Here is a 22,056-nt window from a genome sequence, read left to right on the forward strand (position 1 = left end):
GGCTACGGCTGGGCGAGCGGCGGATACATCGCCGACAGCAAGATCGACGGCCAGGTCGGCCCGTACTCGCAACAGCAGTGGTACACCCGCGACAGCTCGATCGGCGGCTGGGGCAACGGCGTCTGGAACATGACGTTCTCCGGCGTCGAGGGCGCCCCCGCCCAGAGCTTCCCCAACCCCCCCTACACCACCTTGGACACCACCCCGGTCTCCCGCGAGAAGCCCTTCCTCTACCTCGACGGCAACGACTACAAGGTCTTCGTCCCCGCCAAGCGCACCAACGCCCGCGGCGTCTCATGGAACGGCACACCACAGGGCGAGTCCATCCCGCTCAGCCAGTTCTACGTGGTCAAGCCCGGCGCCACCGCGGCCACCATCAACGCGGCCGTGCAGCAGGGCCTGCACCTGCTGTTCACGCCCGGCGTCTACCACGTGAACCAGACGATCAACATCGACCGCGCCAACACGGTCGTCCTGGGACTCGGCCTCGCCACGATCATCCCGGACAACGGAGTCACGGCCATCAAGGTCGGCGACGTGGACGGCGTGAAGCTCGCCGGACTGCTCGTCGACGCCGGTCCGCAGAACTCGCAGGTCCTGGTCCAGGTCGGCCCCGACGGCGCCTCGGCCGACCACGCGGCGAACCCGACCACCGTGCAGGACGTGTTCATCCGGGTCGGTGGCGCGGGCGCCGGCAAGGCCACCACCGGCATGGTCATCAACAACGACGACACGATCATCGACCACACCTGGCTGTGGCGCGCCGACCACGGCGAGGGCGTCGGCTGGGAGACCAACCGGGCCGACTACGGCCTCCAGGTCAACGGCGACGACGTGCTGGCGACCGGCCTGTTCGTCGAACACTTCAACAAGTACGACGTCCGCTGGTCCGGGGAGAGGGGCAGGACGATCTTCTTCCAGAACGAGAAGGCGTACGACGCACCGAACCAGGCCGCCATCCAGAACGGCAGCACCAAGGGATACGCGGCCTACAAGGTCGACGACTCCGTCACCACCCACGAAGGCTGGGGACTCGGCAGCTACTGCTACTTCAACGTCGACCCGACCATCCGCCAGGACCACGGCTTCCAGGCCCCCGTGAAACCCGGAGTCAAGTTCCACGACCTGCTCGTCGTCTCCCTCGGCGGCCAGGGCCAGTACGAACACGTCATCAACAACACCGGCTCACCCACGTCCGGCACATCCACCGTCCCGTCGAACGTGGTGTCGTTCCCCTGACACCACGTCCGAGGTGACCCGGTTGCACCGAGGGGCCCGGCAGTCACTGCCGGGCCCCGTCGGCGCACCTCTACGCGGACGGCGGCCCGCCGAGCGTCTGTTCGGACCAAATGACCTTGCCTCGCTCGGTGTAGCGGGTGCCCCAGCGCTCGGCGAACTGGGCGACCAGGAACAGGCCTCGCCCGCCCTCGTCCGTCGTCGCGGCGTAGCGCAGGTGCGGGGAGGTGCTGCTGCAGTCCGACACCTCGCAGATCAGGGCCCGGTCGTACAGCAGCCGCACGCTGATCGGCTCGGAGCCGTACCGGATCGCGTTGGTGACGAGTTCGCTCAGGATCAGTTCGGTGACGAACCCCTCCTCGTCCAGGCCCTGGTCGGTGAGCCACCGGGTGGCCTCCTTGCGGACGCCGGCGACGGCCGCGGGGTCGGGCGCGACGTCCCACTGGACGCGGCGGGCCGGATCCAGGGTGCGGGTGCGGGCCACGAGCAGCGCTACGTCGTCGCCCGGGCGGTTGGGCAGCATGGCCTCCAGCACGTCCTCGCAGGTCTCCTCCGGTGAGCGGTCGCGGCCGGCCAGGGCGTTGCGCAGTTCCTCCAGGCCGTCGTCGATGTCCCGGTCGCGGCGCTCGACCAGACCGTCCGTGTACAGCACCAGACGGCTGCCCTCCGGCACGTGGAGCTCGGTCGCCTCGAAGGGCATGCCCCCGATGCCGAGCGGCAGACCGGCCGGGATCTCGGGGAATTCCACGGTCCCGTCGGGCAGGACGAGGGCGGGTCCGGGGTGGCCGGCCCGGGCCACCGAGCAGCGCCCGGAGACCGCGTCGTAGATCGCGTACAGACAGGTGGCCCCGGTGATCGCCCCGCCGCCGGCCTCCTCGTCCTGGTCCATCCTGGCGACGAGTTCATCGAGGTGGCCGAGGAGTTCGTCCGGCGGCAGGTCCAGCGTGGAGAAGTTGTGCACCGTGGTGCGCAGCCGGCCCATGGTGGCCGCGGCGTGCAGACCGTGTCCGACCACGTCGCCGACGACGAGTGCGACCCGGGCGCCGGACAGCGGGATCACGTCGAACCAGTCCCCGCCCACGCCCGCCTGCGCCGGCAGGTACCGGTAGGCGACGTCCAGGGCGTTCTGTTCGGGTAGCCCGCTCGGGAGCAGGCTGCGCTGCAGGGTCACGGCCATCTCGTGCTCCCGGGTGTAGCGCCGGGCGTTGTCGACGCTGACCGCGGCCCGTGCCACCAGTTCCTCTGCGAAGGACAGGTCCTCGGCGTCGAACGGAGCCTGGTTCCGGGCGCGCCAGAAGTTGGCCATGCCGAGGATGACCCCGCGGGCGTGCAGGGGCACGGAGAGCAGCGAGTGGAATCCGTACTCCAGGATGCGTGCGGCCTGTTCGGGGTCGGGCAGGCGCCACTGCTCGGACGCGGCCAGATCGGGCACCACCCAGGTGTGGCCGCCGCTGCTGCCGATGCCTTCGGCGCTGGTCGGCACGAAGCCGATGACCTGGCCCAGTGGGTAGAGCGGATGATCCGGGCCGACGCCGCCCGCGGCGGTGCGCCGCATGTCCATCACCTCACCCGCCGGCGGCTCCGGCTCCTCCCCGCGCAGTACCGAGTCGGCGAGGTCGACCGTCACGCAGTCGGCGAACCCGGGCGCGGCGACCTCCGCCAGCTCCCGCGCGGTCGTGGTGACGTCGAGGGTCGTGCCGATGCGTGCTCCCGCCCGGTACAGGAGCAGCAAGCGTTCGCGTACGGTCTCGGCACGGCCGGTGACGGCCTGGAGTTCGGTGGTGTCACGCAGGGTGGCGACGGTACCGGGCGGTCCGCCGCGCTCGTCCGTGGGGCGGAGGTTGACGGCCAGGAGCCGCTTCCCGGCGGGCCTCACCTCGTCCGTGGCCACCCGCCCGGAGGCGAGCAGCTCCGCGATTCGGGGCTCCAGTCCCAGCTCCGTCACGGCGCGGCCCTCGGCGTCGGCGGGCAGCTCCAGGAGCCGGCGGGCCTCGTCGTTGGCCAGTGCCAGCCGGCCGTCGGCGCCGATGATGAGGACGCCCTCGCGGACCGAATGCAGCACCGCGTCGTGGTGCTCGTACATTCGGGTCATCTCGGCAGGTCCGAGGCCTCGCGTCTGGCGGCCCAGGCGACGGCTCACCAGGGCCGCACCGCCCGCCGTGAGGGCGAGTGCGACCACGGCGGCGCCGATGGCGAGCGGGATGCTCGGATAGGCGAGCCTGTTCACGGTGTCGACCTTGATGCCGACGGAGACCAGGCCGGCGACCGTGCCGTCGGGCCGTTGCACGGGCACCACGGAGTTGATGGCGAGGCCGCGGCTGGCGGTGATGGTCCGCGTACTGGCCTCGCCCTCCAGCGCCTCCTTGTACGGGCCGAGGATGCGCTTCCCGATCAATGCGATGTCGGGGTGGGTGTAGCGGATGCCATTGGTCCCGGCCACCACGACGTATTCCACGCCGGTGCTCCGCCGGATCTCCTCGGCCCGTGGCTGCAGCAGGGCGGTCGGGTCCTTGCTGTCCAGGGCGGCGGCGATGCCGGGCGCGTGGGCGAAGGTCTCGGCGACGCTCAGCGACCTGGCCCGGGCCACGTTCTTGCTGTCGTGCCTGCCCTGGACCACCAGGGCGACGACGGCCGTGGCGACGAGCAGCGTCACGATCCCGAGCATGAGGAAGAAGACCTGGCCGGCCACCGTGTGGGGGCTGAAGAGGGCGCGCAGCCGGCGGCCCCGCGAGGACAGCCCCCGGCTGGGGCCGGAGGGCGCCGACTCGTCACCGCCCGGGCGTCCGTCATCGTGATCGTGCCGATGCGGCTGCCGGGCGGAGTGGCGAAACCGCGTCCGGAACCGACCTGTACCACCCACATCTTCAGGTTTAACACGATTCGCCGTGGCCGCCCTTTCGGGGCCCGGCGGCGTTCATGGGCGCCGGACGTGTGAACGGAGCACCGCCAGGGCATATGACGGGTTAACGACAGGAGGTGGTGTCAGTGGGCCGCATCAGGATCGTCCGACGTCCCCAGCTTCCGTCCCGGCCGCCGCCGCTCGATCTGCGCACGCCGTCCGGGCGCCCACTGCCGTACTGACTCCCGCGCCACTCATCCGTTGCCCTCGGGGCCGCACGCCGTGCGGCCCCGAGGCGCGTTCGGAGCGAGGTTCGGAGGGCCGCCTGCCCGTCTCCCCGTGTACTCCGAGGCGTTGATCAGCCTGCCGCGCAGCAGCGCGAACCGGCAGGATGTCGGTGTACAGGGTCGCCGTCCGCGGGCGGCGCCGGCCGTCCCAGGAAAGGGTTCCCATGCGGGAAGCGCACGCAGACCAGTCCACCCCGGACGAACGCTCCGCCGCCGACGCGTCCGAGGAGGCGCAGGTGATCGTGGTGGGTGCGGGGCCGGCCGGCTCGTCCGCCGCGTTCCACCTCGCCAGGGCGGGCGTCGACGTGCTGCTGCTGGAGAAGTCCGTGTTCCCCCGGGAGAAGGTGTGCGGGGACGGCCTCACCCCGCGCGCGGTGCACCAGCTCATCCGGATGGGCGTCGACATCAGCGCCCCCGGCTGGACGCGCTCGCGTGGGATGCGCTGGGTGGCCGGCAAGCGGCAGGTGCAGATCGACTGGCCCGCGCTGGGCGGCTACCCGGACTTCGGTCTCACGCGCAGCCGGCACGACTTCGACGACATCCTGGCCCGCCACGCGGTGGCTGCCGGGGCCCGGCTGCGCACCGGCGTGAAGGTGACGGAGCCCGTGACCGACCGGGCGGGCCGGATCACCGGGGTCAGGGCCGTCCTGGGGGCGGGAGATCCGGTGGTGCACCGGGCGCCGGTCGTCATCGCCGCTGACGGCGCCTCGGCGCGGCTCGCGCTCGCGATGGGGCTGCAGCGGGACGCGAAACGGCAGATCGCCACGGCGGCCCGCCGCTACTACCGCAGTCCCGAGCGTTCCCGTGAGGAGTTCCTCGAGCTCTGGGCCGACCTCCGGTACCCCCGGAGCGACCGCTATCTGCCGGGGTACGGCTGGATCTTCCCGATGGGTGACGGCCGCGTCAACGTGGGTCTCGGCGCCATCCCCCACCGCCGCCACGGCAAGGCCGACCTGCGGGCCACCCTGGACCGGTGGCTGGCCCGGACGCCCGAGGCGTGGGGGCTGCGCGAGGAGAACGCCGAGGGGCCCGTACGCAGCGCCGCGCTGCCGCTGGGCTTCAACCGGCATCCGCTGTACACCCGGGGCCTCCTCCTGGTCGGGGACTCGGGAGGGATGATCAGCCCGTGGAACGGTGAGGGCATCGGCCAGGCGATGGAGGCCGGGGAGGTCGCGGCCGAGACGGCCGCACTCGCGCTGGCCCTGCCGTCCGGTCCGAGGCGTGAGAGGGCGCTCCACCACTACCCGGTCGAGATGAACCGTCGCTGGGGCAGCTACTACCGGCTCGGCAACACGGCCGCCGACCTGGTCTTCAGCCGGTCGGGGTTCCAGCCCGTGCTCAACCGCTACGTGATGAACTCCCCGTTCCTCCTCAACACCCTGGCCCGCCTGCTCACCAACCTCACGGACAAGCCCTCGCGCGATGTGATCGACCACGTCCTGAACACCGCGGTGCGTCTCGTCCCCGCCCCGGCCGCGCGCAGGCGCTGAGCCGCCCTCCCGGTGACGGGGCCCGCCAGGGAGCGCGGGGCGTCGCGGGCACCGGCTAAGGAGTACCGGACGCGTCGGGCCATCGGGCGGCGAGGAGCAGGGCGATGTCGTCGGGGCGGTCCGCAGCCTGCCTGGCACGACCGATCACATGATCCGCCGTTTCGGCCAGGGTGGCGGCCGCGGTGAAACCGGCGATCGTCCTGCGCAGCCGCTCGATGCCGACGTCGATGTCCGTTCCCGACTCCTCGACCATGCCGTCGGTGTACAGCGCGAGCAGGGCGCCCGGGGCCAGGTGCAGTTCGGTGACGGGGTAGGTCGCTTCGGCGTCGATGCCGAGCACGATGCCGCCGGGCAGGTCCATGACCTCGGCCGTGCCGTCGGGCCGGCGCAGCACGGGCTGCGGATGACCGGCCCGCACGGCCCGTGTGACGCCGGTGGCCGGGTCCAGGACGATGTAGCAGCAGCTGGCGAACTGGCCGGGGTCGAGATCGATGAGCAGCCGGTTGGTGCCGCTCATCACCTCCTGCGGATCGTGTCCGCTGAGCGCGAAGGCACGCAACGCGCTGCGCAGCTGCCCCATGGTGGCGGCGGCCTGGACGCCGTGGCCCTGTACGTCCCCGATGACGAGGGCCAGCTTCTCGCCGGTCTCGATGACGTCGTACCAGTCGCCGCCGACGTCCATGCCCTGGGTGCCGGGGAGGTAACGGCCCGCGGTGTCCACACCGTTGACGACGACGGGCAGCCCGTGGGGAAGCAGGACGTCCTGCAGTCCGCGGGCCAGGGCTGCCTCGGCGTCGTACCGCTGGGCTCGTTGCAGTGCCTGCGCGATGAGGCCGGCCAGGGCCGTCAGGACCGTACGCTCCTCCGGGCTGAAGCCGCGCGGCTGGTCGAAGCCGAGGATGCAGGAACCGACGTGCCGTCCGGAGGCGATCAGGGGGAGGAAGGCCCGCGCGCCGACGTCGGTATCCATGGGGATTCCGGGGTACGCGGCGGCCAGCCGCTGCATGGACTCGAAGAAGATGGGGCGCCCGGTGGTCAGCGTCTCGACGCCGGGGATGCGGGCGTCCAGGGCGACGCCGTCGAAGCGGTTCAGGAAGCCGTGCGGGAAGCCGGTCTCCCACTCCAGGTAGAGGTGGCCCTCCTTCAGCAGGTAGATCGCGAGCTGGCGGCCACCGAAGGCGGGGAGCAGTTCCTCGGTGACCACCGCGGACACCTGGCGGGCGGTGACGGCCTCGGTGAGGGCGATGGCCAGGGCGACCGGCCGGTAGAGCGCGGCGGAACGGTCGGCCGGGGAGCCGAGCCCCAGCCCGGGTGAGACGACGGACCCGGGCGCGTAGGCCGGCTGTTCCTCGGGGTCGAGCACCACGGTCAGGCCGTCGTGGCCGGGGTACAGGGAGACGGACAGCCAGGGCGGAGAGGGGCGCCTGGCGAGAAAGTGGACCGGGGCGTCGGAGAGCATCGCGGCGCGGTAGTGGTCCTCGTAGGCCGGGTTCGCGAACCAGGGCACGGCTTCCCAGAGCACCCGCCCGACCAGCTCCGACCGGGGCCGGCCGAGGATCTCCTCGGCCAGGTGGTTGATGTAGGTGATCCGGGCGAAGCGGTCGAGGGAGAAGATGCCGCGCGGCAGCCGGTCGGCCGCCTCGGCGACGACCGGGCCGATACCGAGGTCGACGAGGAAACCCGTCAGATGGGTCGCGGCGCCGTGGTCCGCACCGCTGTTCCGGCGGCCCGAGACCTCCAGCAGGTGCGAGCGCCCGTCGGGACCGCGCAGGCGCATCCTGCGGACGACGGGCCCGCCCGAGTCCGCCGCCTGCCGGGCCAGGGCCCACAGCCCGTACACGTCCTCCGGGGCCAGCCGCGCGGCCAGTGCGTCGATGGTGCCGGGGAACCGGCTCCGTCCGGTTCCGAGGATGGCGCACAGTTCGTCGTCCGCGCCGACGGTTCCGCTGTCGAGGTTCCAGTCGAAGCGGCCGATGCGTACCGGCGGCGAGCTGCCCGCCGGCAGCTGGACGGGGAGTGGCTCCTCGTCCCATTCCAGCACCGTCCCCGGGGACTCCAGGCGGCCCAGCGAAGCACCGAGTCCTTCGGCGACGGTCCGCAGCCGGCGCCGGTCCGTGCTCTCCACCGGCTTTCCGGGGGTCGCCGCGCGCAGCACGACCAGCACGCCGACCGGCTTGCCGTTGCTGACGACCGGCACATACAGCGAGCCGAAGGGGAACGGCAGTCCCGCCATCAGCTGGGGGAAGCGGCGCATCGCCTCCTCCGCGTCGGCCAGGTACACGGCCCGGCCCGAGCGGAACGCCTCGGCGACCGGGAACGGCCGGTTCACATGCATCCGCCACCAGGGGCGGAACAGCGGTCCCGGGAGTCCGGCCAGCACCGCGAGCCGCAGGAGCCCCGGGGTGGCGGAGGTCAGGTAGACGCCGCCGGCCTGTCCGCCGGCGGATTCGATCGCACTCACGACAGCCTGGGAGAGCACCAGCGACAGTTCGTCCGGCGCCCGGCCGTTCCTGAGTCTCCCGGACACACTGCCACCCTCACTGAGCGGCTTGCGCCGGACCGCGCCGTACCAGGTCACACAGTCAGCATGCTCCCCCGGCGCTGTGCCGCGCACTTCGAGCGTTCGACGCATCCGACCGAAATGCACCCTTCGTGCTTGTGTGCAACTCTGAAGGCGGCCCATCGTCCGACGTCCGCGAGGAGGCACGATCATGGGCAAGAAGCAGAGCCGGCACAACCGCGGCGCCCGCTCCGGAGGCCATGAGCAGTCCACGGCCACGGAGTCCAAGGAGCAGACGAGCGCGGCGTCCGCACCCGATGCGGTGAAGGCGATCTCCGAGCAGGTGTCCCACAAGCGCGAGCGGAAGTTCGGTCACAACTGAGCTTCCGGCTACCCGGGCGCCACCGCACGACGACATGACGCGGGAGCGGCGGCCACCGTGAACAGGGTGGCCGCCGCTCCCGCGTCATGCGGCATCCCGGCGCCTCCACGGCGCGGCGCAGGGCCCGCACCCGAACGGGCGGAGGCCCTGCGGAGGGTGCGGCGCCCTACCGTTCGCCGGTGGGCGGACGGCGGTCACCGAACTGGTCACTGAGCTTCTGCTGGGCGGAATCGACCTGGCCGCTGTACTTGTCGCCCGTCCTCTTGTCGACGACGTCGCCACCCTTCTCGACTCCCTTGCGGGCCTGGTCGGGATGCCCCTTGATCAGGTCCTTGATCTTGTCGAGCATGCTCATGACTTTCCTCCTCATGGAACGCTGACCATCCCAGCATCCATGCGATACCCCGGCGCCGCACCCCGGGACGAGGGCGGCCCCGCTACCGACGACGAACGGCCGGGGGCTCGGGGAAATTACCCAGAGGTATGTAGTGACTTCTCACGCGAGCGCCAGTAGAACTCGTTCCCATTCGATCAGAGAGTGAGGAACGTCACATGACGGATTCGAGCTTACCCCACAAGGGATCGAGCGGTGTCTCGCGTCGCGGATTCATGGCGAGAACAGGTTTCATTCTGGGAGCCTCAGCCCTCGCCGGTCGCGCCACGGCCGCTCAGGCCCGGACCTCCGCGGCGGCCGCCGTGATCGGCAGTGGGGACCATGTCCCCGTCCTGGTGATCGGCACCGGCTACGGAGGCTCGGTCGCCGCCCTGCGCCTCGCCCGCGCGGGTGTCCACGTCCATCTCGTCGAGATGGGGATGGCCTGGGACACTCCCGGGGCGGACGGCAAGATCTTCGCGAACACGACCAAGCCCGACGGCCGTTCGTACTGGCTCCGCACGAAGAGCAAGCAGCCCCTCAGCAACTTCCTCGGCTTCCCCATCGACCGGGCGATCCCCCGCTACACCGGCATCCTGGACGCCGAGGACTTCAGCGGCATCACGGTGTACCAGGGGCGCGGCGTCGGCGGCGGATCCCTGGTCAATGGCGGTATGGCGGTCACGCCCAGGCGTGAGAACTTCGGTGCCGTCCTCCCGTCGGTGGACGCGGACGAGATGTACCGCACCTACTACCCGCGCGCCAACGCCGGCCTCGGGGTCGGCACGGTCGACCCGGCGTGGTTCGACAGCGTGGACTGCTATCAGTACGCCCGCGTCGGTCGCAAGCACGCCCAGCGCTCCGGCTTCCCGTTCGTCTTCGTGCCCGACGTGTACGACTGGGACTACATGGAGAAGGAGGCGGCCGGCACCGTACCCAAGTCGGCATTGGCCGGTGAGATCCTCTACGGCAACAACTACGGCAAGAAGTCGCTGCAGAAGACCTACCTCGCCCAGGCCGCGGCGACGGGCAACATCACCGTCTCGGCGTTGCACCAGGTGACGTCCGTCGCCCCCGCGCCGGGCGGCGGCTATACGGTCGCCATCGACGAACTCCGCACCGACGGGAGCGTCGTGGCCGCCAAGACCGTCACCGCGGACAAGGTGTTCTTCGCCGCGGGCAGCGTCGGCACCAGCAAGCTGCTGACCCGGCTGAAGGCCACGGGCGCGCTGCCCGGTCTGAGCGACGAGGTCGGCAGGGGCTGGGGCGACAACGGCAACGTCATGTGCGGCCGCGCCAACCACCTGTGGGACCCGACCGGCGCGGTCCAGTCGAGCATCCCGTGCGGGGGCATCGACAACTGGGACGCCGGGGGTGCTTTCGCCGAAGTCGCACCACTGCCGACCGGGATCGAGACCTTCGCCTCGTTCTACCTGTCGATCACGAAGAACCCGCACCGCGCACGGTTCTCCTGGAACGCCGCCACGGGCAAGGTCGACCTGGACTGGCAGACGGCCTGGAAGCAGCCCTCCATCGACATGGCGAAAACGATCTTCGACAAGATCAACGCCAAGGAGGGGACGATCTACCGGACCGACCTGTTCGGTGTCCACAAGATCTGGGGGGACCACCTCACCTACCACCCGCTCGGCGGCGCGGTCCTCGACAGGGCCACCGACAACTACGGCCGTCTTCACGGCTATACGGGCCTGTACGTCATCGACGGCTCGCTGATCCCCGGCAACACCAGCGTCAATCCGTTCGTCACCATCACGGCCCTCGCCGAACGGAACATCGAGAAGATCATCGCCACCGACCTGTGACGGCGCTGGCCGAAGGAGCGAACCTTCCAGTAGGAGGCGGCGGGCAGGCCTCCTACTGGACGCGCGCAGCGACCGGGCCCCGTCGGGCGGCGCGTTCAGTGCCCCGGCAGCACGCACACGGCGTCGAGTCCCAGCACGTGGTTGAGCCGGCCGAACGCCAGCCAGGAGCCGATGCTCATGCTCAGCTCGACGATCTCGTGCTGGCTGTAGTGCGCGGTCATCCGGGCCCAGAACGCGTCGTCCAGGCCGTGGTGGTCCAGGGCGTACCGCTCGGCGTACTCGGCCGCCAGCCGGGTCCGGTCGTCGAAGGCGCCGGTGGTGCGCCAGTCGCTCACCGCCGCGGCGAACTCCTCCTCGACCTTGTGACCGTCGCGTTCGGTGCGCCAGTCCAGGCAGAAGAGACAGCCGTTGATCTGCGCGATGCGCAGCCTGGCCGCCTCGAACTCGCGGAGCCCGAGCGTCGTGTGCTCGTACACCGACAGCGAGAAGCCGGCGGCGGCCATGCCGATGCCGGGGACCATGTCGCCCCATACGTAGCCGATCGGCTCCTGGCCCTCGGGGATGTCGATGATCATGACTGCTTCCTTCCGAGTCGGCCGGCTGCGGGGCGCAGGGGGACGTCGAGCGCGTCGTAGAGTCCGGGTTCCGCCTCCACCAGCCAGTCGATGGCGTTCACCAGCCGGCCGACCGCGGTGGCGTTGCCGCCCGCCGAGCGGTTCTCGCCCTCGTCGGTGGCCTCGACGGTGACCTCGATGCGTGGGCGCCCCTCGATGATCACCCGGTGGGCACCGGCGCCGTCGGGCGGCGACGGCCAGTCCGGGGCACACAACGGATGGATACGGGTGATGTGCTCGATGACGATGCGGGGCTCGCCCTCGACGATGCCCTGGACCTCGAAGCGGACCGCGCCCTGGGTGCCGGCCTCGAACGCGCCCATCGTCCTGGTGGTGACGGTCGTCTCGAGCGCCCGGCGGGACATGGTCTCGCGGATGTCGTCCAGCTCCACGCCCAGGGCCCGGGCCATCAGGCGTATCTGCCCACCCCACACCATGGTCGGGACGGAGGCCGCGAGCATGAGGGGTTCGTACTCCATGGGGTGCCCCATGCCGATGAGGTGGCGGACCGAATCGGGCTGGTCGTACGTGGAGTAGTCGAAGATCTCCTGGCAGCGGATCGCGTCGATCGTGGTGCCGAGTCCGCTGATGAGCAGGGGCAGGACGTCGTTGCCCCAGCCGGGGTCGACGCCGGAGACGAAGAGCGAGCCGCCGCCACCGGTGACGGCGGCGAGCACCGGTTCGCGCAGCTCGGCCGGGGCGCTCCGCTGGTCGTAGAGCGCGTACAGGGCGGGGGTGACGACGACGGCGCCCCCTGCCACGGCCCTGGTGATGTCGGCCAGGGCCTCATCGGGGCGGATGTCGCCGGAGGCCGCGTACACGACGGCGCGCGGGGCGGTGGCGAGCACCGCGTCGACGTCGTCGGTCGCGGTGACGCCCAGATCGCGGTCCAGCCCGGCGAGGGCGCCCGCGTCGCGGCCCACTTTCGCGGGGTCGTGGACGAGTACGTGCGCGAGTTTCAGGGCCGGATGGGCCTCGACCGCGCGGATGGCCGCGCGGCCGACATTGCCGGTACCCCAGACCACCGTGGAAATCATGCGGCGGAGGGTAGCGCGCGGGATGAAAGGTTCATAGTGCCATCGCGCACCGGGTTGGGAGTGGGCCGGCGATGACCTCGCGTCCGCAGTACGCGGGTCCGGGACCGGGAGGAGCCGGCCCGTGCGGGGCAGGGCCCGCGTGGCATGACAACAGGGGTGGAAGGGAGCGGGTCAGCTCCCTTCCACCCCTGTTCACGGCTCCCCGCGCGGCGGGACCGCGGTGGGGTCAGTACGCCCCGAAGACGTTGTCGATCGAGCCGTACGTGGCGGCGGCGTAGTTGCACGCGGCGGTGATGTTGGCGACGGGGTCCAGGATGTCCAGCGAGGTGCCGGGCACGTGGAAGGCGTCGAACGTGGGCTGGATGACCTGGAGGAGCCCCATGGACGGGGTGCCCGCGACGGCGTTCGAGTCCCAGTTGTTGACGATCTGCGGGTTGCCCGAGGACTCGCGCAGGATGTTGCGGTGGATGCTGTCGTAGCTGCCGGGGATGCCGTGCTCGGCCATGACGGCGAGCGACTCCTTGATCCAGCCGTCGAGGTCGTCGGTGTACGCCGTCGCGGTCTGCGCGGGGGCGGTCGAGGCGGTCTCCTCCGCGACGGGCGTCACGGTCGTCCGCTGGGAGCGGTCGGCGCGGTCGGTGCTCTCGGCCCGGTCTGCCGACGGCTGCGAGGCGCTGCCGGACGTGTTCTCCGCCTTGAATTCGCTCTTGGTCGCGGCCTTGGGGGCGGCGGCCGTGGACTTGGCGCCGATGGTCAGCTTCAGGCCCGGGTGAATCAGGTCGGGGTTGCCGCCGACCACGTTCCGGTTGTCCTTGTACAGCTGCTCCCAGCCGCCACTGAGGGAATGCCCCCGGGCGATCTTGGAAAGCGAATCGCCGGAGACCACGGAATAGGTGGTGGACTCGGCCTTCTGTGCGGCAATTTCCTTGCCGGCCACGGAAGTCGGCGCTGCGGTCTTTTCCGCGACGACCGACTTGACCGGGGCGGCGGAAGCCGATCCGGCAGTCAGCAGGGGGAGCGCGAGAACGGCTCCGCCCGCGCTCACGGCGATGAAACCGCGCGTCAGGGTGCTGGACTTGAAACGACGGTGGTGACCCTTGATGGGCATGGCGCTTTTCCTCTCCGCCGCCTGCGAGGTGAGCTGTCGGGTTCGGACTGGAGATGTCCGGTCGCACATGGCGACTTCACCCCTAGCCGCTCCGGATTTCCGGACCGGCGGCAAACCTGGGTCCCCCGCTCCTGCCGTACGTGAGTGGTGTCGGGTTACCGGACGGCGGCAGGATTCGGCGTTCCATCCGGATTGACGGTGACCGTAAGCGAGAAAGGCAGAGCGAAACAAGCCCGGAATTCGTGATCACAATTGACGCGCAAGATCAATCAAAGGAAATGTGCGACACCGGTCACATCGGCGCGGGCCGACTTTCTTGGGACATCTGGGAACCGGCCCTTCCGGTTCCGCGTCCGGGCCGGGAAACGTGACGCTGGCCACTGTGTCCGAAAGGGGCGTTTTGACGGTTTCAAGGACGCGTGACCCGAAGGAGCGCAGCCCTCGTCCTGCGCTTGTAATTAATGCGACAAATTACTCTATTTGGACATTACGAAACGGCTGAAGGCTGCGTGGTGACGGCGGCACGGCTGCGCGCCACCACGACCGGAGAACCGTCGCCCGGGGCGGACAGGATGTCCGCGTCGAGCGCGTACAGCTCCTTCACCAGGGCCTCGTCGACCGTCTCGCGAGGGGCGCCGCGGGCGATGACGCGGCCGGCCTTCATGGCGACGAGCAGGTCGGCGTACCGGGCGGCGGCGGCGAGGTCGTGCTGGACCATGACGACGGTGCGGCCGGTGGCCGCGACCTCGCGCACGAGCTCCAGGACCTCGACGGCATGCCCGAGGTCGAGGGCGCTGGTCGGTTCGTCCAGCAGGACGACCGGGGTCTGCTGGGCCAGCACCATCGCGAGCCAGCAGCGCTGGCGCTGACCGCCGGACAACCGGTCGAGGCGCTCCCCCGCCAGTGCGGTGGTGCCGGTGGCGGCGAGCGCCTCGCGTACCGCCTGCTCGTCCTCGCGCGACCACTGGCGCAGCAGCCCCTGGTGCGGGCTGCGGCCGTAGCGCACCAGACCGGCGACGGTGACCGCCTCGGGGGCGCGCGGCGACTGGGGCAGCAGGGCGACATGGTGGGCGGCCCTGCGCCGGCCGGTCTCCCAGATGTCCGTGCCGCCGATCAGGACCGTGCCGGACTCGGGGCGGTGGAGCCGGGCGACGGTCCGCAGCAGGGTCGACTTCCCGCAGCCGTTGGGGCCGACGATCGCGACCACCTGCCCGGCGGGGACGGTGAGGTCGACGTTCTCGACGACGGGACGGCCGGGGTATCCGGCGTGCAGGCCACGGACTTCGAGGCCCGCCTTCGTACCGGTCGGGTTCTCGGTCATGTGCGGCTCGCTTTCTCGGTCATGACGGTTCACGCTTTTCCGGCGGCCAGGTCGGGCCGCAGCAGTACCCACAGGAGGAAGGGGCCGCCGAGGACGCTGGTGACGACCCCGACGGGCAGTTCGACCGGAGCGGCGACACGTCCGATCGCGTCGGCCGCGGCGATCAGCGCGGCTCCGGTCAGCGCCGAGCCGGTGACCGGGACGCGGGTGGGACCGGTCAGCCGCTGGGCGAGGATCGGGGCAGCGAGCGCCACGAAGGCGATGGGGCCGCCGACCCCGACGGCCGTACCGGCCAGCAGCACGGCCAGGCCCAGCGCGACGGTACGCACCCGCCGCAGGTCGACTCCGAGGGAGCTCGCCACCTCGTCGCCGAAGCGCAGCAGTTGAAGGCGGTGGCCGGCCGCCAGTGAGAGCGGGACGAGGAACAGCAGGGCCACGGCCAGTGGCATGCCGGCGTCCCAGTCGCGGCCGTTGAGGCTGCCGACGGCCCAGAGGAACACGCCGCCTGCCGTGTTGTCGTTCTCGCGCGACATGATGAGGTCGCTCACGGCGCCGATGAAGGTGGAGACGCCGATCCCGGCCACCAGCAGTCGGTAGCCCGCGCTGCCCGCTCCCCCGGCGCACAGGACGACCACGACAGCCGCGCCCACGGCACCGATCGGACCGAGCCACCAGTTGCCGACCATGCCGGTGGCGGAGCCCGCGGCGGCGGCGACGACGGCAGCGGTGGCGCCCTCGTTGACACCGACCAGGTCCGGCGTGGCGAGCCGGTTGCCCGCCAGGGTCTGGGTGAGACAGCCCGCGATGCCGAGGGCGGCGCCGACCAGCAGGCCGGTGAAGACGCGGGGCAGCCGGAAGTCCCGCACGATCATGACGGTGCCGGCATCGCCGGTTCCGAGCAGTCCCGAGAGGGTCTGCGACAGGCTCATGCCGGTCGAACTCGCCATGACTCCCAAAGTGATGAGGACGGCGAGCAGCGGGAGCAGCAGTGCGGCGGCGAGCGCGCTGCGCCGCGGGAGGAGCCAGGACAGCGTTCCGGTGCGGAGCACGACGCTGTCGGGCGGGGTCACGTCCGTCATGCCGGGACTCCCGCCGTGGACAGCCGGGAGGAGCGGGCGATCCACACCAGCAGGGGGCCGCCGACGAAGGCGAGCAGCACGCTGACCGGGGTCTCCCAGGGCCGGATGACGATCCGAGCGAGGACGTCCGCGATGATCATGATGTCGGCCGCGATCAGGGCGGACAGGACCAGTTGTGCGGCCATCCGGGCTCCGGCCAGCGCCCGGGCGGCGTAGGGCGCGAACAGTCCGAGGAAGGCGATGGGCCCGGCCACGGCGACGGCGCAGCCTGCGAGCAGCGAGACGGCCCCCGCCACGACGAGCCGGATCCGGCCCGGGTGGTGGCCCAGGGAGCGGGCTCCGTCGTCCCCGAGTCCGAGCGCCGCGAGCGGGCGGGCGCAGCCGAGGGCGGTGAGCAGACCCACCGCGATCAGGGGCAGGAGGGGCAGCAGGTCGGAGATCTCGATACCGGCGAGCGAGCCGATCGTCCAGTAGCGGTAGGTGTCGAAGGTCGACTGAGTACCCAGCAGGACGTACGAGGTGAGCCCGTGGAAGGTCGCGCCCAGCGCCGATCCGGCCAGAACCAGCCGCAGCGGGGATCCGCCGCCGCGTCCGGACGCGGCGAACAGGAGGACCGCCGCGCTCGCGACCATGCCTCCCGCCAGGGCCCAGACCAGCAGCGAGGCGGGTGAGTCCGCACCGAAGAAGGTGAGCCCCAGCACCACGGCGAAGGCGGCTCCCGAGTTGACGCCGAGCAGCCCCGTCTCGGCGAGGGGGTTGCGGGTGGCGGCCTGCAGGAGACACCCGGCCGTCCCCAGGCACGCTCCGACCAGGACCGCGGCGAGCGTGCGCGGCAGGCGTACGTCCACGACGGCCAGGCGCAGTTGCGCGTCCGCGCGGGCGGCCGGGTCGCCGACGAGGTAGTCCCAGGCTCCGCCCGCCGAACTGGACCCGGTGCCGATGAGCAGGGACAGCAGGACGAGGGCCGGCAGCAGGAGCACGAGACCGGTGGCCGCCCACACAGCGGCGCGTCCCTCCCGTGGCGGGATTTCGGCGGGGCGGGCTCCGGTGACGGGGCGTCCCCCTTGCACGATCGACATATGGTTAGCCTAACCTAAGTACACCGGACGGTCGGCGACGGGTCCCAGGGCTCCGCCCTGCCCTGAAACGGCGTCAATCGCCGTGCCCCGTCCCCCGTCGGCGCGGCGGAACACCCGCCCGGACCGTCCTCATCACTCGAACGCAAACGGAGATTCCAGGCCATGGCGCCGAATTCGACCTTCTCTTCCCGTGGCCTCGTCCGCCCGTCGGTGACCGCCTCGCTCCTAGGCCTCTGCGCCCTGGCGATGACCGCCTGCGGATCCTCCGGGGCATCGGACACATCCGACAGCACGGCCGCCTCCACGTCCTCGAAGACGGCCCAGCTGACAGATGCGACCGGGACGTCGGTGAAGGTCCCCTCGACGCCGCAGCGTGTGGTGGTCCTCAGCGAGATGGACCTGGACGCGGCCCTCGCGCTGGGCGTGAAGCCGGTGGGCCTGACCGCCGGCCGCGGCCAGAAGGGCGCCCCCGGCTACCTCGCCGACCGGGCGAAGGGCATCCCCGTGGTGGGCGCGGTCACCGGCCCCGACATCGAGAAGGTCGTCCAGGCGAAGCCGGATGTCATCCTCGCCGGTCAGCTCGCCGACGAACAGGTCCTGCAGCAACTGCGCAAGGTCGCGCCCACGGTCGTCACGATCGACGGCACCAAGGACTGGAAGAAGGCGCTCTCCCTCACCGGCAAGGCACTCGGCCGCGAGAACGAGGCCAAGTCGTTCCTCACCGACTACGACACCCGGGCCGCCGCCCTCAGGAAGGACCTTGGCGCGCAGGCGGGCAAGAGCGTGTCCGTCGCCCGCTACTCGGCCAAGGGCTCGGCCGTCATGCAGCAGGGCGTGTTCATCAGCGACGTCCTGGGGGACCTGGGCTTCACCCGCCCCGGCATCCAGAACGAGAAGGGCGAGGGCCACTCCACGCCGATCAGCGACGAGAACCTCAAGGAGATCGACGGGGACTGGCTCTTCATCGGCACCCTCACCTCCACGGGATCGGACCAGGCCCTCGTGGGCGAGCTGTCCGAGAAGCCCGCGTACAAGCAGCTGGGTGCCGTGCGCAACGGCCGGGCGACGGTGATCGACGGCACGAAGTGGACGAGTCTGGGCGGCGCGCAGGCGGCCGTCTCGGTGCTCGACGACATCCGCAAGGCCATGGTCAAGTGAATCCCGAACCGGAACTCACCGGCCGGCTCGCCCTCGTGACGGGGGCGGGCCGCGGGATCGGCGAGGCAGTGGTGCACGCCCTCGTCGAACGCGGCGCCCGCGTCCTGGCCACCGACCTCGCACCCGAGGGCGTCGCCGCCCTCGCCGGGAAGTACGGCGAGCGGGTCGCGGCCCGCACGCTCGACGTCACGGACGCCGCGGCCGTCGAGGCCCTCGTCGCCGAGGCCGAGGACACACTCGGCCCCTTGGACATCGCGGTCAACGTCGCCGGAGTGCTGCGGTGTTCGGCGGTCGCCGAGCTTACGGACGAGGACTGGGCGGCCACCTTCGCCGTCAACACCGACGGGGTGTTCCACGTCTCGCGGTCCGTCTCGCGCCGGATGGCCGGACGCCGAGCCGGCAGCATCGTCACCGTCGCGTCCAATGCCGCGGGCATCCCCCGTACGAACATGGCCGCCTACGCGGCGTCGAAAGCCGCGGCCGTCATGTTCACCAAGTGCCTCGGCCTCGAACTGGCGCCCCTGGGCATCCGCTGCAACACGGTGTCGCCGGGCTCCACCCTCACCGACATGCAGCGCGGCATGTGGCCGGCCGGAGACGAACACGCCGCCGCCCGGCAGGTCATCGACGGGGACGGGGCGAGCTACCGCACCGGCATTCCGCTCGGCCGGATCGCCGAACCGTCCGACATCGCCGACGCCGTCGCCTTCCTCGTGTCCGACCGCGCCCGCCACATCACCCTGCACGACCTCTACGTCGACGGCGGCGCCACGCTGCGGGCCTGATCCGCCCCGCCCGGAACCCCGCCAGCGGATCGCAGCCCTCCCCCACTGGAGACCAGAAGACATGTCCGCCTCACTGCGCGTACCCACCGCCCCGGCCCAGACCGCCCTCCGCTCCTCTCCCCCTCCCTCCCCCGGTGCGGCCACCGCCCTGCTGGAGGCCTACCGGCCCGGTACGGACCGCTTCCTCGCCTCGTCCCGTCACACCCTGCTCGCGACCGGCACCGCGGCCGACGTCCCGCACGACACACGGCCGTTGGCCACTCGCGTACGTGAGGTGCTCGATGCCCGACGGCACGCCGGGGACCCGGCACCGATCGTCGTGGGCGCACTGCCCTTCACCCCGGACGCCCCGGCCGCCCTTGCGGTCCCGCAGTTCGTGCGCCGGGCGCCGGCCCTGTGCGAGGACCCGCTCATCGCACTCCCCGGCCAGTCTGCGGAGCCCGGCACCTGGCGGACCCGTGAGGTACCGGCCGCCGCCGACTACGCCGCATCGGTGGCGGCGGCGGTGCGGCGGATGCGGGCCGGGGAGTTCGACAAGGTCGTCCTCGCCCGCACCCTGGAGCTGACCTCCTCGCACGACCTCGATCTGCCCGCCATGCTCCGCCGGCTCGCTCAGCACGACCCGAAGGGCTACACCTTCGCCGTCCCCAGCGGGCCGGGCCGCACCCTCATCGGCGCCAGTCCCGAACTCCTGGTCGCCCGCGCCGGGAACGTGCTCACGGCCAACCCGCTGGCCGGCTCCGCGCCGCGCAGCGACGATCTGGCCGAGGACGTGCGGCGCGCCGCCGCGCTGCTGGAGTCCCCCAAGGACCTCCATGAGCACGCCGTGGTCGTCGCCGCCGTGCGGGAGGCCCTCGCCCCGTTCTGCGTGCGCCTCGACGTACCCGAACGCCCCACGCTCGTACGGACCGCGGCCATGTGGCACCTGTCGACGACCGTCACCGGCACGCTCGCGGACTCCTCTACCACCTCCCTGGACCTCGCTTCGGCTCTTCATCCCACGCCCGCGGTGTGCGGCACCCCGACCGCGACGGCCCGCGCCGTCATCGCGGAGTCGGAGCCCTTCGACCGCGGCGCCTACACCGGCATGGTCGGCTGGCAGGACGCGGACGGGGACGGGGAGTGGGTCGTGACGATCCGCTGCGCCGAGGCCGAGGGCCGCTCGCTGCGGCTGTTCGCCGGAGCCGGTGTGGTGGCCGCCTCCTCACCCGAGGCGGAGACCGCGGAGACGGGCGCAAAGTTCCGCACCTTCCTCAGCGCCGTGGGGGCCGCGCTGTGAGCGCCGCCCCGCAGGACGACGCCCCCACCTGGCCCGCCGATGTCGCCGAGCGCTACCGCGCGGCCGGGTACTGGCGCGGGGAGACGTTCACGGACGTGCTCCGGGCACGCGCCGCCGCCCACCACGACCGGGTGGCGGTCATCGACCCCGCGGAGGGGCGCCGCAGCTGGACGTACGGTGAGCTGGACGAGCGGGCGGCCCGGATGGCCGCGGGATTCGCGGCGCGGGGCATCGCGAAGGGCGACCGGGTCGTCGTCCAGCTGCCGAACGTCGCCGAGTTCATCGAGGTCGTCTTCGCCCTCTTCCGGATCGGTGCGCTGCCCGTCTTCGCCCTGCCCGCCCACCGCGAGACGGAGATCGGCTTCTTCTGCTCGTTCACCGAGGCCGTCGCCTATGTGATCCCGGACCGGCACGCCGGCTTCGACCACCGTGCGCTGGCGACCGCCGTGCAGGCGCGTACCCCGGGCCTCAGGCACGTGTTCGTCGCCGGTGATCCGGGCGAGCACACGGCCCTGTCCGACGTACCGTGCGAGGAGTCCGGTCCGCTCGACGGGCCCCAGCCGCACGACCTGGCGTTCCTCCAGCTGTCGGGCGGTACGACCGGAGTACCGAAACTCATCCCGCGTACGCACGACGACTACATCTACTCTCTGCGCGGCTCCAACGAGATCTGCGGTGTCGACGAGAACACCCGCTTCCTCGTGGTGCTGCCGGCCGCGCACAACTTCCCCATGAGTTCACCGGGCTGGCTCGGTGCGCTGTACGCGGGCGGCACGGTCGTCCTCTGCCCCCGGCCCGATCCGGCGACGGCGTTCGCGCTCGTCGAACGGGAGCGGGTCACCATGACGGGGATGGTGCCGCCGCTCGCGCTGGTGTGGACCGAGGCCGCACCGGACGCGGAGCAGGACCTGTCGAGTCTGGAGCTGGTCCTCGTCGGAGGGGCCAAGTACAGCGAGGCGGCGGCCCGCCGCCTGGAACCCGCCCTGGGCTGCCGGCTCATGCAGGTCTTCGGAATGGCCGAGGGTCTCGTCAACTACACGCGGCTGGACGACGACCAGGAGACGGTGGTCACCACGCAGGGCCGGCCGATCTCCGCGGACGACGAGATCAGGATCGTGGACGACGCCGGACAGGAGGTCACCGAGGGGGACTTCGGCCATCTGCTGACCCGTGGCCCGTACACGATCCGCGGCTACTGGCGGGCCCCCGAGCACAACAGGACGGCCTTCACCGAGGACGGCTTCTACCGCACGGGCGACATCGTGCGGCGCACCGCGAACGGCAGTCTCGTCGTCGAGGGGCGGGCGAAGGACCAGATCAACCGGGGCGGCGAGAAGGTCGCCCCGGAGGAGATCGAGAACATCATCCTCGCCCACCCGTCCGTGCACGACGTGTCGGTGGTTGGCGTCGCGGACGCGTTCCTGGGTGAGCGCACGCTCGCGTACGTGATCCTGCGCGAGGGCGCCGAACCGCTCAGGCCGGTCGCGGTGAAACGGCATGTGCGCGAGCGCGGAGTCGCCGCGTACAAGGTCCCCGACCTGGTCGAGTTCGTCGACGTCTTCCCGCAGACCGGAATCGGCAAGGTCAGCAAGAAGGGGCTGCGCTCCGCGTCCGCTCCCGCTCCCACCTCCGCAGGACAGCACTGAGTCCGCACCGCGCGGCACCG

Annotated in this window: 16 protein-coding genes, 1 pseudogene and 1 riboswitch; of the genes and pseudogenes, 8 read left to right on the plus strand and 9 right to left on the minus strand. The window is 71.5% G+C overall.

Going from position 1 to position 22,056, the window contains the following annotated elements:
* Positions 1–1,239: pseudogene (locus tag ACFYPA_RS21005) on the plus strand (coagulation factor 5/8 type domain-containing protein); the annotation flags it as partial.
* A 70-nt stretch (positions 1,240–1,309) separates the two neighbouring features.
* On the opposite strand, the gene ACFYPA_RS21010 reads toward ACFYPA_RS21005, so the two are convergent.
* The gene (locus tag ACFYPA_RS21010; RefSeq protein ID WP_389133814.1) at positions 1,310–3,901 is read right to left on the minus strand and encodes a SpoIIE family protein phosphatase; all 2,592 of its coding nucleotides are present in this window, start codon (positions 3,899–3,901) and stop codon (positions 1,310–1,312) included.
* 625 nt (positions 3,902–4,526) lie between these two features.
* On the opposite strand from ACFYPA_RS21010, the gene ACFYPA_RS21015 reads away from it, so the two are divergent.
* Complete coding sequence (locus ACFYPA_RS21015; protein WP_389133465.1) at positions 4,527–5,852, plus strand: geranylgeranyl reductase family protein; 1,326 nt, start codon at positions 4,527–4,529, stop codon at positions 5,850–5,852.
* A gap of 55 nt (positions 5,853–5,907) precedes the next feature.
* On the opposite strand, the gene ACFYPA_RS21020 is transcribed toward ACFYPA_RS21015, so the two are convergent.
* Positions 5,908–8,484 carry a SpoIIE family protein phosphatase gene (locus ACFYPA_RS21020; protein WP_359086848.1) on the minus strand — a complete coding sequence of 859 codons (2,577 nt, stop codon included), beginning with the start codon at positions 8,482–8,484 and terminating at the stop codon, positions 5,908–5,910.
* 79 nt (positions 8,485–8,563) lie between these two features.
* On the opposite strand from ACFYPA_RS21020, the gene ACFYPA_RS21025 reads away from it, so the two are divergent.
* On the plus strand, positions 8,564–8,734 hold the full coding sequence (locus ACFYPA_RS21025; protein ID WP_359356060.1) for a hypothetical protein: 171 nt from the start codon (positions 8,564–8,566) through the stop codon (positions 8,732–8,734).
* A gap of 166 nt (positions 8,735–8,900) precedes the next feature.
* Here ACFYPA_RS21025 and ACFYPA_RS21030 read toward each other — a convergent pair whose 3' ends face one another.
* Positions 8,901–9,089 carry an antitoxin gene (locus tag ACFYPA_RS21030; RefSeq protein ID WP_359086852.1) on the minus strand — a complete coding sequence of 63 codons (189 nt, stop codon included), beginning with the start codon at positions 9,087–9,089 and terminating at the stop codon, positions 8,901–8,903.
* 197 nt (positions 9,090–9,286) lie between these two features.
* On the opposite strand from ACFYPA_RS21030, the gene ACFYPA_RS21035 reads away from it, so the two are divergent.
* Positions 9,287–10,930, plus strand: a complete 1,644-nt coding sequence (locus ACFYPA_RS21035; RefSeq protein WP_359086854.1) for a GMC oxidoreductase — start codon at positions 9,287–9,289, stop codon at positions 10,928–10,930.
* Between the two features lie 95 nt (positions 10,931–11,025).
* Here the strand turns inward: ACFYPA_RS21035 and ACFYPA_RS21040 are convergent, their stop codons facing one another.
* The 6 genes from ACFYPA_RS21040 to ACFYPA_RS21065 all read right to left on the minus strand — a co-directional run bounded on the left by ACFYPA_RS21040 (position 11,026) and on the right by ACFYPA_RS21065 (position 17,168).
* Complete coding sequence (locus tag ACFYPA_RS21040; RefSeq protein ID WP_359086856.1) at positions 11,026–11,505, minus strand: carboxymuconolactone decarboxylase family protein; 480 nt, start codon at positions 11,503–11,505, stop codon at positions 11,026–11,028.
* Entirely contained in the window at positions 11,502–12,581 is a 1,080-nt protein-coding gene (locus tag ACFYPA_RS21045; protein ID WP_389133470.1) for a dihydrodipicolinate reductase, read from the minus strand. The genes ACFYPA_RS21040 and ACFYPA_RS21045 overlap by 4 nt, the downstream gene beginning before the upstream one ends.
* A gap of 226 nt (positions 12,582–12,807) precedes the next feature.
* Positions 12,808–13,689: a transglycosylase SLT domain-containing protein gene (locus ACFYPA_RS21050; protein ID WP_359320579.1), complete on the minus strand. Its 882-nt coding sequence runs from the start codon at positions 13,687–13,689 to the stop codon at positions 12,808–12,810.
* A 5-nt stretch (positions 13,690–13,694) separates the two neighbouring features.
* Positions 13,695–13,880, minus strand: a riboswitch (cyclic di-AMP (ydaO/yuaA leader).
* A 296-nt stretch (positions 13,881–14,176) separates the two neighbouring features.
* Entirely contained in the window at positions 14,177–15,010 is an 834-nt protein-coding gene (locus ACFYPA_RS21055) for an ABC transporter ATP-binding protein (RefSeq protein WP_389133474.1), read from the minus strand.
* A gap of 29 nt (positions 15,011–15,039) precedes the next feature.
* Positions 15,040–16,089 (minus strand): FecCD family ABC transporter permease, encoded by a 1,050-nt coding sequence (locus ACFYPA_RS21060; protein ID WP_389133477.1) that lies wholly within the window; start codon positions 16,087–16,089, stop codon positions 15,040–15,042.
* Positions 16,086–17,168, minus strand: a complete 1,083-nt coding sequence (locus ACFYPA_RS21065; protein ID WP_359086863.1) for an iron ABC transporter permease — start codon at positions 17,166–17,168, stop codon at positions 16,086–16,088. Before ACFYPA_RS21065 ends, ACFYPA_RS21060 begins: the two co-directional genes overlap by 4 nt.
* A 162-nt stretch (positions 17,169–17,330) precedes the next feature.
* Here ACFYPA_RS21065 and ACFYPA_RS21070 point away from each other — a divergent pair, with 162 nt between their 5' ends.
* The 4 genes from ACFYPA_RS21070 (at position 17,331) to ACFYPA_RS21085 (ending at position 22,036) form a co-directional block, all read left to right on the plus strand.
* Complete coding sequence (locus ACFYPA_RS21070; protein WP_359320584.1) at positions 17,331–18,326, plus strand: iron-siderophore ABC transporter substrate-binding protein; 996 nt, start codon at positions 17,331–17,333, stop codon at positions 18,324–18,326.
* On the plus strand, positions 18,323–19,111 hold the full coding sequence (locus ACFYPA_RS21075) for a 2,3-dihydro-2,3-dihydroxybenzoate dehydrogenase (RefSeq protein WP_359320587.1): 789 nt from the start codon (positions 18,323–18,325) through the stop codon (positions 19,109–19,111). The genes ACFYPA_RS21070 and ACFYPA_RS21075 overlap by 4 nt, the downstream gene beginning before the upstream one ends.
* 61 nt (positions 19,112–19,172) lie before the next feature.
* Positions 19,173–20,390 (plus strand): isochorismate synthase DhbC, encoded by a 1,218-nt coding sequence (gene dhbC / locus ACFYPA_RS21080; protein ID WP_359320589.1) that lies wholly within the window; start codon positions 19,173–19,175, stop codon positions 20,388–20,390.
* Positions 20,387–22,036 (plus strand): (2,3-dihydroxybenzoyl)adenylate synthase, encoded by a 1,650-nt coding sequence (locus ACFYPA_RS21085; protein WP_359320592.1) that lies wholly within the window; start codon positions 20,387–20,389, stop codon positions 22,034–22,036. The genes dhbC and ACFYPA_RS21085 overlap by 4 nt, the downstream gene beginning before the upstream one ends.
* Positions 22,037–22,056: the final 20 nt, after the last annotated feature.

The sequence above is a fragment of the Streptomyces sp. NPDC005775 genome (assembly GCF_042871565.1).
Taxonomy (GTDB): domain Bacteria; phylum Actinomycetota; class Actinomycetes; order Streptomycetales; family Streptomycetaceae; genus Streptomyces.

Bases quoted from the DNA above. Each gene is read 5' to 3' on its own strand.
- ACFYPA_RS21010 (WP_389133814.1), bottom strand. From the start codon at position 3,901: ATGCTCGGGATCGTGACGCTGCTCGTCGCCACGGCCGTCGTCGCCCTG.
- ACFYPA_RS21015 (WP_389133465.1), top strand. From the start codon at position 4,527: ATGCGGGAAGCGCACGCAGACCAGTCCACCCCGGACGAACGCTCCGCC.
- ACFYPA_RS21020 (WP_359086848.1), bottom strand. From the start codon at position 8,484: ATGCGTCGAACGCTCGAAGTGCGCGGCACAGCGCCGGGGGAGCATGCT.
- ACFYPA_RS21025 (WP_359356060.1), top strand. From the start codon at position 8,564: ATGGGCAAGAAGCAGAGCCGGCACAACCGCGGCGCCCGCTCCGGAGGC.
- ACFYPA_RS21030 (WP_359086852.1), bottom strand. From the start codon at position 9,089: ATGAGCATGCTCGACAAGATCAAGGACCTGATCAAGGGGCATCCCGAC.
- ACFYPA_RS21035 (WP_359086854.1), top strand. From the start codon at position 9,287: ATGACGGATTCGAGCTTACCCCACAAGGGATCGAGCGGTGTCTCGCGT.
- ACFYPA_RS21040 (WP_359086856.1), bottom strand. From the start codon at position 11,505: ATGATCATCGACATCCCCGAGGGCCAGGAGCCGATCGGCTACGTATGG.
- ACFYPA_RS21045 (WP_389133470.1), bottom strand. From the start codon at position 12,581: ATGATTTCCACGGTGGTCTGGGGTACCGGCAATGTCGGCCGCGCGGCC.
- ACFYPA_RS21050 (WP_359320579.1), bottom strand. From the start codon at position 13,689: ATGCCCATCAAGGGTCACCACCGTCGTTTCAAGTCCAGCACCCTGACG.
- ACFYPA_RS21055 (WP_389133474.1), bottom strand. From the start codon at position 15,010: ATGACCGAGAACCCGACCGGTACGAAGGCGGGCCTCGAAGTCCGTGGC.
- ACFYPA_RS21060 (WP_389133477.1), bottom strand. From the start codon at position 16,089: ATGACGGACGTGACCCCGCCCGACAGCGTCGTGCTCCGCACCGGAACG.
- ACFYPA_RS21065 (WP_359086863.1), bottom strand. From the start codon at position 17,168: ATGTCGATCGTGCAAGGGGGACGCCCCGTCACCGGAGCCCGCCCCGCC.
- ACFYPA_RS21070 (WP_359320584.1), top strand. From the start codon at position 17,331: ATGGCGCCGAATTCGACCTTCTCTTCCCGTGGCCTCGTCCGCCCGTCG.
- dhbC (WP_359320589.1), top strand. From the start codon at position 19,173: ATGTCCGCCTCACTGCGCGTACCCACCGCCCCGGCCCAGACCGCCCTC.